Here is a 14,680-nt window from a genome sequence, read left to right as displayed (position 1 = left end):
TAGAAAAATCCATTTTTATCAGCGTTTTCGCTTTAGCGAATCAGTAAAATCAGCGTCTAATTTTGACGCGGATAAAACAGATTTACTTCGTAAAAACGCGGATAAAAACGGATTTGATTTGTAATAATTTTATCTTCTAAAAGCTTAACTTAATGACATTGGCTTCGGGAGAGAATTATACGTAAAGTAGTAGCAACTAAACTAAGAATTAAATGAACTTGTATTACTTATATGGTAAATTAATCGTCAGAATTCTGGAAAATAAAATTGAAACCAAACTGAAATGCTATACTATTGGCTTTTGAGACATCTTTATATTCGAGGACATTATCGACCAGAAGATACATATTGAGTTTCCCGAGTGTCCCTGAAATTCCTACACCTATATTTTTATTAGAATATGAATCGAAGGTATAAGTTGCTTTGACATCCAGTTTCTCAAAAACACTTCGTTTATAAAAAGCAGTCAGCGCCACAAAAGGCTCAGCAGGCAGAGACATCACAAACAATTGTCCGCCCACTGCATTGTCATACTTTCGGGCTACTTTTCCTCTACAATTGCAATCATCATCTGAACGTGATTCACCAAATGAATACTGAAGTGACGAATAGAATTTGGTTGGTCGCCAGGTGGTATATTTATTATAAAGTGTATCTCGCGGTATGGCTTTTTCAAACTCATCGAAAACATTTTCAGGTTGATTTTTTGGATCAAAACTAGGATTTACGCCATTGTATTGATAGGTTCCTTTGTAAGTCAGGGTTTCGATATCTTTGGTGTGCTTTATAAAACCAAGATCGACAACACTCGCTGTAAATTGAAGATTATCCTTAAAATAATACGTCAGTCCGGCATCAACTCCTAAACCTAAACTTCCGTTAAAGAAAGTATTGTGTGCAATATCTTTGGCAATATTCCCTTCGTATTCGTCTTTTGTAAATGTGGCAATACCGGACGTTTTAAGCTCTAAATTTGAGGTGATGATCTGGTTGTAAACATTTGGCGTTCCCGTGCTCTGACCTGTATAAATAAACCCTGAATTTTTAGTCGAAGTTGCATTTGCTCCGCTCGAATACAATTTTGCACGACCTCCTAAAACAAGTTTGTCGTTTACTTTTTTATGAAATCCTACATGAAATACAGACAGCACTTCGGCTCTGACATTTAAGTCAGCCAGATTGAATGATTTACCGATATAATCTCTATTTCCGTCTAAGGCCAATATAGCAAGGTCTTTTGGAACATACATTAAGAAATCAAATTCCTGATAGGCTCCAAACGAAATATAAGACTTACTTTCCTTACCTCCAACCCTGAAACCTCCGGAAAACAATTCGAGTTGTTGGTTGACCTGAGTTTTGTCTTGACCGGAAGAGTTATTGATAATGTTTCGGACTTTATCATTAAAATTGACTCCATTATTGGCGAATAAATCATAAGCAGAAAAACTGCTAGACCCTATATTTGCCGAAACTCCGGACAAAACAGGAATTCCGAAATAGAATTTATACGAAACATCTGCTCCGGGATTTACGAGTGAAGATTGCGGAATGGATGTAAAATTGTATAATACTTCTTTGTTTTGGGCAAAAGACGAAATTTGAAAAGCCAGGACTAAAATCAGGTATACTTTTCTCATTCTATTACCATATAAACAGTTGCACCTGAGCGTAATTTCAAACTTCCTGTACTATTTTGATCTAACGGTGGTCCCGCCGCCATTCTGACATAAAAAGCTATTTTTACTGTTTTTTTCAACAGCTCTAGTCTTTGGTTCTCGAATACTTCAGTTGGAAATTTCACAATATTTGAACCGCCGGAATAGGCCGGAATTGGATAGGAGTCGGTTTCTAGTACTTTATTATTGGCATCTAAAAGTACTACATCGACAGTAAAAGATCGGATTATAGTATTTTCTAATTCGAAATTAAGCTCTGCTTTTACCAGGTTGTCCCTAAAGAACTTTTCTTTAAAAGCATCAAATTCCTGTACATCACCTACGACCAGACCTCCGCCAGTATTAGCGAGTTCAGTTGCAGGAACATTAAAATAAGCCAGATTAGCCACAAAAACAGGCTCTAATTTTAGATCTTTAGTCTGATTAAAATCAAGATCGCTTGAACAGGAAAGACACAAAACGGATAAAAATAGTAGTATAGAAATCCTATTGATAAGATTTGACTTCATAGAAGTGGTATTTGGATACACAAAAAACGTCTTTTATTTGTTATATATTGCGTAATTGGTATTTATCTTTTTGTTATTATTTTTCATCACGTTAATCTTTGAGATTACTTTTTGAAATTATGCCTAAATCTAATACTTCTTCAAATTTCAGCCCAAGTTCAAAAATCTCTCCTAACAAATAGATTAACCCTTTTTATTGATTTATTAATGATATTTACCAAACAATTTTGAAGCTTCATTATAGGCACTTTCAAAACTTAAGGAGTTTAAGCCTGTTGCTTTTTTATTGGCAGTAAAATAAGAAATCAGTTTTTCTGTAGGCATATTTCCGGTCAGTTTATCCGTTGCCATTGGACATCCGCCAAAACCCTGAATTGCTCCGTCGAAACGTGTACATCCTGCTTTATGGGCAGCGTCTATTTTTTCGAACCAGCTATTTGGCGTTGTATGCAAATGTGCTCCAAATTCTATTTGGGGATATTTTGGAATTAAATTTGAAAAAAGATACGTAATCACTTCCGGAGTTGAGCTGCCTACGGTATCAGAGAGCGATAATATTTTTACGCCCATTCCGGCTAATTTTTCTGTCCATTCACCAACGATTTCAACATTCCAAGGGTCACCGTACGGATTTCCGAAACCCATCGAAAGATACGTTACAACTTCTTTATTTTTCTTATCGGCGATTTCAAGAATTTCTTCGAGCGTTATTAAAGATTCCGCTATTGTTTTATGTGTGTTTCGCATCTGAAAATTCTCAGATATCGAAAAAGGAAAACCCAGATACTGAATAGGCTCATGTTCTGACGCTGATGCGGCACCTTGTGTATTGGCAATTATAGCCAGCAATTTGCTTCTAGTTTGAGATAAATCAAGTCGTGCCAGAACCTCAGCTGTATCCTGCATTTGCGGAATTGCTTTTGGAGAAACAAAACTCCCGAAATCAATCGTATCAAAACCTACGCGAAGCAAAGCCTGTATATAAGAAACCTTGTTTTCAGTAGGAATAAAAGTTTTGATACCTTGCATAGCATCACGGGGACATTCGATAATCTTGATTTCTTTATTCAAAGCTTATTCTTTAGTGAAGGCTAAGTTAATGTCTTTTTTAAAGAAATAAAAAAAAACTGTTGGTGTTATTTTTATACGTTATAAGTTATATAAGTTGTTATAAGACCTAACTACATGAATACTAGTGATAATAATCATATAAATTGTTTATTTTTATCCTATTCTCTAATAGCGTAATAACATTAATTATTACCTAAATATGTAATAATATACAACATTACATAAAAACGTAATAGAAAACAATATTACCTATATTTGTAATATATAAGTTAATTTATTTTTAATTATATTTGAATTATGACAAGCGTAATTACAGGAGATATTATCGATTCCAGAAAGCAAAAATCGAAAGATTGGGTAGAAGGTTTAAAAAAAATCTTATCCCCGTTTGGAGAAACACCAAGCCAATGGGAAGTTTACAGAGGTGACGAATTTCAAATCGAGATTAACAATCCCGAAGAAGCGCTATTGTCTGCTATTTTAATAAAAGCACATTTAAAAGCTATAAAATTAGACGCCAGAATGAGTATTGGTTTTGGTGACAAAACGCATAATGCAAAAAAAATATCCGAAAGTTATGGTACTGCTTTTATACATTCGGGAGAACTTTTTGAAACTTTAAAAAAACAAAAAGTGACTTTAGCGATACGAACCGGCGATGCTATTATCGATGAAAAAATGAATTTGATGCTACAATTGGCACTGACTTTTATGGACAACTGGCTCGCACAACCTGCGCAATTCGTTGGCGTTGCAATAGAAAACCCGAATTTATCGCAAGAGGAATTAGGACTAAAACTAGGAATTAATCAAGCCGCCGTAAGCCGAAGACAAAAACGGGCTCACTTTGATTTGGTCATGAATTTAGATCGTTATTTCAGAACACAAATAAAACAACTTACAACGCCATGATTTTATTTATAAAACTACTTTTAGCACATTTATTAGGCGATTTTATATGGCAGCCCAACTCCTGGGTCAAGGATAAAGAAGTCAAAAAACATAAAAGTATTTATTTATATTTTCATATTCTGCTGCATGCAGTTCTGGCAGCAATTTTGGTGGGGAAAATTTCGTTTATACCTTACGCTGTTTTAATTGCCGTAACACATGGCATCATTGATTTAATCAAACTCAATTTTCAAAAACCAAATACAAAACGCACCTGGTTTGTTATGGACCAAATTGCTCATATCCTGATTTTAATTGGGATTGTACTACTCTATCAAGGCGAGACCATAAACTTTCTCTGGCTGAACAATCAGCTTTGGGTTTTAATAACGGGAATTTTACTGATTACCAAACCGACTTCTATTTTTATCAAAACCATCATTTCTATCTGGACACCAGAAAGTCAAAATAGTCACGATGATAATTCCCTCGCCACTGCAGGAAATTACATTGGTATATTAGAGCGGCTATTTGTATTTTGCTTTATATTGACGGGGCATTTTGAAGCAATTGGATTTTTATTGGCTGCTAAATCTATTTTCAGATTTGGAGATCTGAAAGAGGCTAAAGACAGAAAACTCACCGAGTACGTTATGATTGGTACTTTGATGAGTTTTGGAACTGCTATTATTACGGGATTAATTGTTCAGACGGTTCTTTTACAATTGCTTTAAAATCTTTTTATTAATTGCTTTTATCAAAGCCGGGCCTTCGTAAATAAATCCGGTATACAATTGTACTAAGCTTGCTCCTGCATTAAGTTTTTCGATCGCATCATCTGCAGAATGTATTCCTCCTACTCCGATAATTGGAAATGCTTTATTGCTTTTTTCAGAAAGAAAACGGATCACCTCTGTCGAACGTTTTGTCAATGGTTTCCCTGATAAACCGCCCATTTCAGATTGGTTTTCAGATTGCAATCCTTCTCTCGAAATTGTGGTATTGGTTGCAATTACGCCTGCAATTTGAGTCGTTTTCACAATATCAATAATATCTAATAATTGTTCGTCTGTAAGATCCGGAGCAATTTTTAGAAGAATTGGCTTTATTTTCTGTGTACTTGTTTTTTGCTTTTCGACATTTCTATTCTGCAATGTCTGCAACAAAGCAGTCAAAGGTTCTTTGTCTTGTAAAGCTCTTAAATTTGGTGTGTTTGGCGAACTCACATTCACTACAAAATAATCGACATGATCAAACAAAGCATCAAAACAAATGATATAATCGTCTACAGCATTTTCATTTGGTGTTACTTTATTCTTACCGATGTTACCGCCAATTAAAACTCCTGAATTCTTCTTTAAACGCTCTACGGCTTCCAGAACTCCTCCGTTATTAAATCCCATTCGGTTAATAATCGCCTGATCCGCTTTTAATCTAAACAAACGTTTTTTAGGATTTCCTTCCTGACCAACCGGTGTTACGGTTCCTATTTCTATAAAACCGAAACCAAAATCAGAAAGTTCCTTGTATAACTTAGCATCTTTATCAAATCCTGCCGCAAGACCTACCGGATTTTTGAATTTAATTCCAAAAACTTCACGCTCTAAACGAACGTCCTTAACTTCATAAATTGATCGTATAATCGATGAAACTCCTGGGATTTTTGAAATGAATTTAACAAATGAAAAAGTAAAATAGTGCACTTCTTCCGGATCAAACCAAAAAAGTATCGGGCGAATTATCAATTTATACATAAGAGTGTTGTGTGTGTTTTTTCGATTGCAAATTTAATTATAATACTTCACACAACTATACACTAAAATGTTTTTTATTTCCCTACAATTATTCTTGTTTTTTTTATAACTTTAATCACCATAAAACACTGAAAATGAGAACAATAAAAAACAACCTTAGTAACACTGCACTTATTTGTTTAATGGGATCTCTTTTTTTGATTTCAATTGACAGTGCAGCACAGCGCCATGCAGGAGAACGCAGAGCAGTTCGTGAGAGACCGGCAACTCAAACAAGACCAGGGTCTAACGGATCGGGAATTAAAAAACCAAACAATAAGATCACGAGACCTTCTGCAGGTACGAACTCGAGAATTGGAGGCAATAATGCCACTAATAACCAAAACAGAACAGTAAACAGAAACACCAATATTAGCGGTAATACCGTGAATAGAAACAGAAACAATGTCAATATTAATGTCAACAATAGCGTACACGTTCGCAACAATCGCAATACATATGTACGACCAAATCCAAGACCGTACGTTCGCCCTCCCTACAGATACAATGGCTACAGATACAATTGTTACCACCCATACTATCCACGTCCTTACCATCCTTATTATTGGGGACCTGTTTGGCATCCATGGGGATTTTTCGTTGCGACTTTAGCAGTTACGGCAATTGTAGTTAGTGTCGAAAATACCCAGTACCATTATGACCAGGGCGTCTGGTATAAACCGTCCAGCGGAGGCTACACGGCCGTACCGGCACCTGTTGGCGCAACAATAAACAATATTCCGAGTGGAGCCGAAACGGTCAATACAGGAACTGTCAATAATTATTATTACGGAGGTACTTATTACGAAAAAGACGGAAGCTCCTACAAAGTAGTTCCTCCAACTGCAGGAACTGTAGTAGATAATCTTCCGGAAGGTGGCGAAGAGGTTACTATTGGCGATGTAAAATATGTGAAATTTGGAGAAACCTATTATCAGCCTGTTCAAGTTGACGGAAAAGACAAATACGAAGTTGTACTTGTTGAGAAAGACAAATAAAACTTTACTAACTACATAAAATAAATAGAATTTAATAGGGTTATTTTTTTTAACTTTATAAATTATTATCAGCAAAATTATTTTACTATTTTTGTAATAATTTGCGTACAATTATAAAAATTAAATAATTACAATGAAAAAGAAAACCTACTGGATTATTGCAATACTTACAGTTTCTATTATTTCAATTGCTTATGGCTACAACAAGCTGATTGTTCCCGAACAAAAGTTAGCTGCAATGGATTGTGCCGAAACTCCAAATGCTTCTGATACCTCTTTATTTAAACCGACAATCGAAAATAAAAACAAGCCTCCTGCCAATAAAACACCTAAAGGAATGGTATGGATTCCCGGTGGAGAATTTTCTATGGGAAGCAATGTCGAAGACGAAAGTTTGTGCAGTATAAAAGGCGTCACAAAAGATGCTGCACCAATACATCAGGTATATGTTGACGGTTTTTATATGGACAAAACCGAAGTAACAAACGAGCAATTTGAAGCTTTTGTTAAAGCTACCGGTTATGTAACATTAGCCGAAATAAAACCAACTCATGAAGAATATCCTGATGCACCATTAGAAAATCTAATTGCAGGATCAGCAGTATTCACCCCTACTCCCGCCAAAGTAAATCTGGGAAACTACATGCAATGGTGGAGTTATGTTGGAGGAGCAGACTGGAGACACCCGGAAGGACCAATGAGTTCTATAAAAGGAAGAGAAAAATACCCAGTTGTACAAGTTTCTTATGATGATGCAGCTGCTTATGCCAAATGGGCCGGTAAAAGATTACCTACTGAAGCAGAATGGGAATTTGCAGCACGTGGAGGAAAATCCGGACAATTATACGCCTGGGGAAACACATTAAAACCTAAAGAAAAATTTCAGGCAAATATCTATCAGGGACAGTTTCCTATAGAAAAAGGAGATACTGGCGAAGATGGTTACATTGGTATCGCTCCAACAGCCCAATTTGAACCAAACTCTTATGGACTTTATGACATTGGAGGAAATGTTTGGGAATGGACTAACGATTGGTATACCGCAGATTATTATACTGTAGTCAGCCAAAAAGATAAAGTTACAAGAAATCCTCAAGGCCCTGAATCATCATACGATCCCGGAGAACCCAACTTACCTAAAAAAGTACAGCGCGGAGGATCCTTTTTATGTACAGATCAATATTGCACGCGCTACATGGTTGGCACAAGAGGTAAAGGAGATTATAAATCACCTGCGAACCATATTGGTTTTAGATGTGTACAATAATTTTCTTTCGCGACAAATTTTACGATTTTTCATGAATTAATTTAAATATGAATCCGGTTTCGCGAATTGTAATTCGTTAAACCGGATTTATATTTTAACATGCAGAATAATGGTTACCAGAGAAAATTCGTGGAATTCGTGGCAAACTTTTTTCAACCAGAATTTTCATTTTTCATAATTTAGAGCTTCACAACGCCTGATTATTTGCTTATATTTGCTAAAAATTAAAAAAATGCAACATATTATAGATCGTTTTATCAGTTACGTAACTATTGATACCGAATCAGATCCAAGCTCACAAACCACTCCAAGTACAGAAAAACAATGGAATCTTGCCAATAAATTAGTCGAAGAACTAAAAACAATTGGTCTCAAGGATGTAACCATTGACGACAAAGCCTATATCATGGCAACTTTACCAAGTAATGTAGCTCATGAAGTTCCTGTAATTGGATTTGTTTCGCATTTTGATACGTCACCGGATTTTAGCGGAGCAAACGTAAAACCTCAAATTATCGAGAATTACGACGGAAAAGACATTGTATTGAATGCAGAAAAAAACATTATTTTATCTCCAAATTACTTTAAAGATCTATTACAATATAAAGGACAAACCATTATCACAACTGACGGAACTACTTTGTTAGGCGCAGATGATAAAGCCGGAATTACGGAGATTGTTTCAGCAATGGAATACCTAATCCAGCATCCTGAAATCAAACACGGAAAAATCAGGATTGGTTTTACTCCTGATGAAGAAATTGGCCGTGGCGCACATCATTTTGATGTGGAAAAATTTGGGGCACAATGGGCCTACACTATGGACGGAAGTCAGATTGGCGAATTAGAATATGAGAATTTTAATGCTGCGGGAGCCAAAATCACTTTCAAAGGAAAAAGTGTTCATCCTGGTTATGCCAAAGGAAAAATGATCAATTCGATGTTGATTGCGAATGATTTCATCAACGAACTCCCAAAAGGAGAAACGCCTCAGGAAACTAAAGGTTACGAAGGTTTCTTTCACGTACATCACCTAACCGGAAGTATCGAAGAAACGGTGTTAGAATTGATTATTCGCGATCACAATAAACTTAAATTTGAAAAAAGAAAAGATCTAATAGGTAAAATTGCCAAAAAAATAAATAAAAAATTCGCCAAACAATTTGGTGAAGATATTGTAACCGCTGAAGTAAAAGATCAGTATTATAATATGAAAGAAAAAGTATTACCGGTAAAACACATCGTTGATATTGCTGAAAAAGCGATGAGAGAACTAAACATCAAACCTATCATTAAACCAATTCGCGGCGGAACTGACGGATCTCAATTGTCATTCATGGGATTACCTTGCCCTAACATCTTTGCAGGCGGACATAACTTTCATGGAAAATACGAATATGTTCCTGCAGAAAGCATTCAAAAAGCAACTGATGTTATTGTAAAAATTGCCGAATTAACTGCAATTCCGGGTATTTTTGATGTAGCTGAAAAACCTAAAAGAAAGAAATAAATTCCAATTTTGAAGATTGGTGAAGGAGAAAAATTCTAAATTCCAATTATACCTATAAACCTTTGTCAAAGTTTTAAAACTTTGACAAAGGTTTTTTTATTCGTTTTATTGTTATTGAAGGAACGAGGGATGACATACTTCCGGGATACTTTATTTTATGCTTTTATATAAATCTAAGTAAGATCGATTTGTTGCTTGTAAGGACAGTTTTAAACAAAAAAATCCCAAATTCCAGTTTTGGAATTTGGGATTTTAAATATTGATATTCTAAAAAAAAATTATGCTTTTTTATTCAAAGCAGCACTCATTTCCATAGAAATAGCAGAACGCTCAATTTTTAGTTTTCCTGACATTGTTTCGATAACTGCACTTGTTTCAGCTAATTCAACAACTTTACCGTGAAAACCACTTTTAGTAATTATTCTATCACCTATTTTTAGGCTATTTTCAAATTCTTTTTCGTTTTTTGCTCTTTTTTGTTGTGGTCTGATCATGAAGAAATAGATTACCACGAACATTAATAGAAATGGCGCAAATTGAGTTAATTGTCCCATAATTTAAATTCTGTTTTTGATTTATTATATTATTAATAGTTTGAAATCCTTGACTGAGTCTTACATTAAACCACGTCCAACTTTAACCATCTTTTTATTAGCCGTAAGCTCTTTAACAAGATTATCTAAAATTCCGTTGATAAAAATACTGCTTTTTGGCGTAGAATACTCTTTTGCAATTTCTAAATATTCGTTAAGAGTTACTTTTACCGGAATTGAAGGGAATTTTAAAAACTCGCAGATCGCCATTTTCAAAATAATCGTATCAATTTCAGCAATCCTGTCACTGTCCCAATTTGGTGTTTTATCATCGTATTCTTTTGCAAAAATAGTTTCGTTTAAAACTGTTCTTCTAAACAAATCTTTAGCGAAATCTTTATCTTCAACATCTTTATACAATTTTGGTACTCTGAAATCGTCAGGATCCTGTGTTTTAATCGCTTTTAATTGCTTAACAATATGCGTATTAACAACTGGAATATCATCAACCCATGTTAATTTATCGTCTTCTAAATACTCATATAATTTCTCATTCGGAACAATTACATCAGCAAATAAATCGATTACAAATTGTCTGTCTTCTTCAAAAGTATTAACTGAAGTACTCATGTATTTTGCATACAGGTCACTTGCTTTAATATCATTTAAAAGTAAAATAATATAATCATCATTTAATGACCAGTTGTTGATTTTACGATTTTCTAAAGCGATGCTAAGTGAATTGCTTTCAGCAAGAAGTTGAAAAATTTTGTTGTTGATGAATTTTTCATTCGGATTACGTTCTGCAGCAGTTGCAAGATGTTTTTTGCTTGAAAGATGTAAAAAGATAGATTCTTTTTTGCAAATCTCAATCAATGAAGAAAGCATTATAAGATATAAATCCTGAATATTGTCAATACTGTAAAAAAGAAACTTCTCTTCTTTTTCCATATTATCAGAACCGCTTTGATGCATTGCATAAATGGATTGCATTACTTTAACGCGTATGTGTCTTCTGTTTACCACCTTGTAAGAACATTTAAAAATTAGTCTGCAAAATTAAGGATTTCAATCCTTATATTAAAATTTATTCGCCTCTTTTTAGTCATAGTATTCAGCCACGGTATCTAGTACTGTAGAAACCGCTTAAAAAGTCGCAGTATTCAGTCGTGGTTTTCAGTCGCAATGCATAAAAAAAGTCTCAGACTCTATTTTCAAAACTGAAAACAGAGTCTGAGACTGTAAATTAAGACTGTAAACTAAAAATTATTTCTTAGCAGCAGCGTTTTCAATTTTTCTCAAATCGATACGATTTTGAGCAATTGTAAGAGCCGCTTTATGAGTAGTCATTCCGTTTTTAACAGCATAATCGATAATTTCTAAAGTAGTATTATAGATATTTTCTGTTTTTGTCATGATTTCTGCTTTACCATAATGCTCTAATTCAGCATAAACATTGATAATTCCACCCGCATTGATTAAGAAATCCGGAGCGTATAAAATGCCTCTTTCCTGCAATCTCTGACCGTGAACATTCTCATCTGCCAATTGGTTGTTTGCAGCACCTGCAATCACTTTAGCTTTTATTTTGTTTACTGTATCATCATTAATGATTGCTCCCATTGCACATGGCGCATAAATATCAACATCTGCAGTATACAAATCTGTGCCAGTATAAACTGTTGCGTTGTATTTTTGAGCTACCTGAAATAATTTTTCTTCGTTGATATCTGTAATCGTAACGATCGCTCCTTCTTTAGTCAAATATTCTACTAAAGCTTCACCAACGTGACCAATTCCCTGAACCAAAACTTTTTTCCCTTCTAAAACATCAGTTCCAAACTGGCTTTTCGCAGCAGCTTTCATTCCTAAATAAACACCGTAAGCTGTTATTGGAGAAGGATTTCCTGAACCACCTCTTCCTTCAGAGATACCTGTAACATAAGGTGTTACATCTCTAACAGTGTCCATGTCTTTCGTTTCCATTCCAACATCTTCAGCTGTAATATATCTTCCGCCCAAAGAGTGTACAAACTCTCCAAACTTGCGCATTAATTCTGGCGTCTTTTGTGTTTTAGCATCACCAATAATTACTGCTTTACCTCCACCGATGTTTAATCCTGTGATGGCTGATTTATATGTCATACCTCTTGAAAGGCGCAAAACATCGTTTAATGCTTCCCATTCGGTATTATAGTTCCACATTCTGGTTCCTCCTAAAGCTGGTCCCATAACTGAATTATGAATACCAATAATTGCTTTTAAACCTGTATCTTTGTCATTGCAAAAAACAATTTGTTCGTGATCATCAAATGATAGTTGACCAAAAACAGGATCCATTTTTTGAAGTTCCTTTCCAGTTGCGAAAGTTGCATCCATAGCGCTAGTATTTATTAGTTAAAATTATGAATTTGTCAAAAAGACTTCTCAAATTTATATAAAAAATATACATGTGCTAATTTTTTATCTTTAAAATAACAATATAACAATCGTTTTGTTTTGATAAAATTATACTTTCCGTTAATTTTAATTCACAATAATTTACAAAATCAAAACATTTCGTCATAGAATCTCTTAAAAAAATGAAAGAATTAAGCTATTTAAACAAATATTTCATCAAATATAAATATAGTTTCTCTTTAGGAATTTTAATCACTATAATCGCACAAATATTCTCTTTATTCACTCCTAAGCTAATTAGCAAGTCCTTAAATGCTATCGAAAAGTTTGATAAGCTCCCACAATCGGAACAAACATCGCAAGCAGTTATCGACACCTACAGAGACGGATTAATCCATAACGTATTGCTAATCATAGCCACTACGATCGTTGCAGGATTCCTGACTTTCTTAATGCGACAGACTTTAATCGTAATGTCGCGTCATATTGAGTTTGATTTAAAAAATGAAGTATTCAGACAATACGAGAACCTTTCGCAGAATTTTTATAAGCAAAATCGTACCGGAGATTTAATGAACCGTATTAGCGAAGACGTGTCAAAAGTACGTATGTATGTTGGTCCGGCCGTGATGTACACCATCAATACCTTTATACGTTTTGCCATTGTCATTATATATATGTACAATGTTTCGCCTTTATTGACATTATATACTATCCTGCCTTTGCCTATTCTTTCGTATTGTATTTTTAAATTAAGTTCTGAAATCAATAAACGAAGCACGACTTTTCAGCAGTATTTATCGAAAGTATCGAGTTTCTCTCAGGAGATTTTTTCAGGAATCAGGGTCATTAAGGCAAACTCCTTAGAAAACCAGCACCAGAATAATATGGTAGCGCTTGCCGATGAGAGCAAAAAGAAGAGCTTAGATTTAGCCAAAGTGCAATCCTTGTTTGGTCCTTTAATGATTGCCTTAATCGGAATCAGTAATTTGGTAGTGATTTATTTTGGAGGTGTTATGTACATCAATGGTACAATTGCAAACATTGGTACCATAGCCGAATTTATTTTATACGTAAACATGTTAACCTGGCCTGTTGCTTCATTAGGATGGGTTTCATCGATGGTCCAGGAAGCAGAAGCTTCTCAAAAACGTTTGAATGAATTCCTTAAAATAGAACCGGAAATCAAAAACAACAACGAAAACTCATCAGACATTCAGGGCTCTATTGCTTTCGAAAATGTAAGCTATACGTATCAGGATACTAATATTGAAGCGTTGAAAAATGTGACTTTTACAGTAAAAAAAGGAGAAACACTGGCTATCTTAGGAAAAACCGGCTCAGGAAAATCTACTATTTTATCTTTGATCTCCCGTTTGTATGATGTTACCTCAGGAAGAATCACAATTGACGGGAACGAAATAAGTACTTTGAACTTAAATGATCTTCGTAACAATATTGGAATCGTTCCTCAGGATGCTTTTTTATTCTCGGACACTATCAAAAACAACATCAAATTTGGTAATCAGAACGCTACAGACGAAGAAGTAATCGAAGCGGCTAAAAATGCTGTTGTTCATGACAATATTACCGCTTTCAACAAGCAGTATGACACGATTTTAGGAGAACGAGGCATCACGCTTTCAGGAGGACAGAAGCAGCGTGTATCGATTGCCCGTGCCATTATTAAAAAACCTGCGATCCTGCTTTTTGATGATTGCCTGTCAGCAGTCGATACAGAAACAGAAGAAACAATTTTGAATAATTTATTCGAGATTTGTAAAGATAAAACAACCATAATAGTCAGTCACCGTGTTTCATCAGCAAAAAATGCCGACAAAATAATCATTTTAGAAGATGGCAGAATCATCCAACAAGGCTCTCATAATCAATTAATAAATCAGGAGGGTTATTATGCATCTTTATATTTAAAACAACTTTCGGAAAAAGAATTACTTTAAATGTTGCGTAATAGATAATTTTTTATGATTTTTGAGTACTATTAATTCCAAAAATGATAGAACGTATT

Annotated in this window: 13 protein-coding genes; 6 read left to right on the top strand and 7 right to left on the bottom strand. The window is 34.7% G+C overall.

Annotation, left to right across the window (positions count from 1 at the left end; translation table 11 throughout):
- Positions 1 to 239: 239 nt before the first annotated feature.
- The 3 genes from B0A67_RS15245 to B0A67_RS15235 all read right to left on the bottom strand — a co-directional run bounded on the left by B0A67_RS15245 (position 240) and on the right by B0A67_RS15235 (position 3,259).
- Complete coding sequence (locus B0A67_RS15245; protein ID WP_072956602.1) at positions 240 to 1,640, bottom strand: DUF5723 family protein; 1,401 nt, start codon at positions 1,638 to 1,640, stop codon at positions 240 to 242.
- Positions 1,637 to 2,188, bottom strand: coding sequence for a hypothetical protein (locus B0A67_RS15240; protein WP_072956605.1), 552 nt, complete (start codon positions 2,186 to 2,188; stop codon positions 1,637 to 1,639). The genes B0A67_RS15245 and B0A67_RS15240 overlap by 4 nt, the downstream gene beginning before the upstream one ends.
- A 204-nt stretch (positions 2,189 to 2,392) precedes the next feature.
- Positions 2,393 to 3,259, bottom strand: coding sequence for a hydroxymethylglutaryl-CoA lyase (locus tag B0A67_RS15235; protein ID WP_084074479.1), 867 nt, complete (start codon positions 3,257 to 3,259; stop codon positions 2,393 to 2,395).
- Between the two features lie 297 nt (positions 3,260 to 3,556).
- Between B0A67_RS15235 and B0A67_RS15230 the strand changes: the two genes are divergently transcribed.
- Both B0A67_RS15230 and B0A67_RS15225 read left to right on the top strand, forming a co-directional pair.
- The gene (locus B0A67_RS15230; protein ID WP_072956608.1) at positions 3,557 to 4,171 is read left to right on the top strand and encodes a hypothetical protein; all 615 of its coding nucleotides are present in this window, start codon (positions 3,557 to 3,559) and stop codon (positions 4,169 to 4,171) included.
- A complete protein-coding gene (locus B0A67_RS15225; RefSeq protein WP_072956612.1) occupies positions 4,168 to 4,884 on the top strand; it encodes a DUF3307 domain-containing protein in 717 nt (238 codons plus the stop codon). Before B0A67_RS15230 ends, B0A67_RS15225 begins: the two co-directional genes overlap by 4 nt.
- On the opposite strand, the gene B0A67_RS15220 is transcribed toward B0A67_RS15225, so the two are convergent.
- Positions 4,870 to 5,904 carry a quinone-dependent dihydroorotate dehydrogenase gene (locus B0A67_RS15220; RefSeq protein ID WP_072956615.1) on the bottom strand — a complete coding sequence of 345 codons (1,035 nt, stop codon included), beginning with the start codon at positions 5,902 to 5,904 and terminating at the stop codon, positions 4,870 to 4,872. The two genes, B0A67_RS15225 and B0A67_RS15220, sit on opposite strands and share 15 nt — an antisense overlap.
- Positions 5,905 to 6,038: 134 nt before the next feature.
- Between B0A67_RS15220 and B0A67_RS15215 the strand changes: the two genes are divergently transcribed.
- The 3 genes from B0A67_RS15215 to pepT all read left to right on the top strand — a co-directional run bounded on the left by B0A67_RS15215 (position 6,039) and on the right by pepT (position 9,718).
- Complete coding sequence (locus B0A67_RS15215) at positions 6,039 to 6,941, top strand: DUF6515 family protein (RefSeq protein ID WP_072956618.1); 903 nt, start codon at positions 6,039 to 6,041, stop codon at positions 6,939 to 6,941.
- A 133-nt stretch (positions 6,942 to 7,074) separates the two neighbouring features.
- A complete protein-coding gene (locus B0A67_RS15210; RefSeq protein WP_072956621.1) occupies positions 7,075 to 8,208 on the top strand; it encodes a formylglycine-generating enzyme family protein in 1,134 nt (377 codons plus the stop codon).
- Positions 8,209 to 8,440: 232 nt separating this feature from the next.
- Positions 8,441 to 9,718, top strand: coding sequence for a peptidase T (gene pepT, locus B0A67_RS15205; RefSeq protein ID WP_072956625.1), 1,278 nt, complete (start codon positions 8,441 to 8,443; stop codon positions 9,716 to 9,718).
- A 278-nt stretch (positions 9,719 to 9,996) separates the two neighbouring features.
- Here pepT and yajC read toward each other — a convergent pair whose 3' ends face one another.
- From yajC to B0A67_RS15190, 3 genes are all read right to left on the bottom strand, one after another.
- Entirely contained in the window at positions 9,997 to 10,272 is a 276-nt protein-coding gene (gene yajC, locus B0A67_RS15200; protein WP_072956627.1) for a preprotein translocase subunit YajC, read from the bottom strand.
- A gap of 60 nt (positions 10,273 to 10,332) precedes the next feature.
- The gene (gene nusB, locus B0A67_RS15195; protein ID WP_072956860.1) at positions 10,333 to 11,244 is read right to left on the bottom strand and encodes a transcription antitermination factor NusB; all 912 of its coding nucleotides are present in this window, start codon (positions 11,242 to 11,244) and stop codon (positions 10,333 to 10,335) included.
- Between the two features lie 273 nt (positions 11,245 to 11,517).
- Positions 11,518 to 12,630: a Glu/Leu/Phe/Val family dehydrogenase gene (locus B0A67_RS15190; RefSeq protein ID WP_072956631.1), complete on the bottom strand. Its 1,113-nt coding sequence runs from the start codon at positions 12,628 to 12,630 to the stop codon at positions 11,518 to 11,520.
- Between the two features lie 203 nt (positions 12,631 to 12,833).
- Here B0A67_RS15190 and B0A67_RS15185 point away from each other — a divergent pair, with 203 nt between their 5' ends.
- Positions 12,834 to 14,612, top strand: coding sequence for an ABC transporter ATP-binding protein (locus B0A67_RS15185; protein WP_072956634.1), 1,779 nt, complete (start codon positions 12,834 to 12,836; stop codon positions 14,610 to 14,612).
- Positions 14,613 to 14,680: the final 68 nt, after the last annotated feature.

It is taken from the genome of Flavobacterium aquidurense, from assembly GCF_002217195.1.
In the GTDB taxonomy this organism is placed as follows: Bacteria; Bacteroidota; Bacteroidia; order Flavobacteriales; family Flavobacteriaceae; genus Flavobacterium; species Flavobacterium frigidimaris.
Note: the sequence above shows the minus strand (reverse complement) of the source record. Positions and strands in the feature narration are given on the sequence as shown.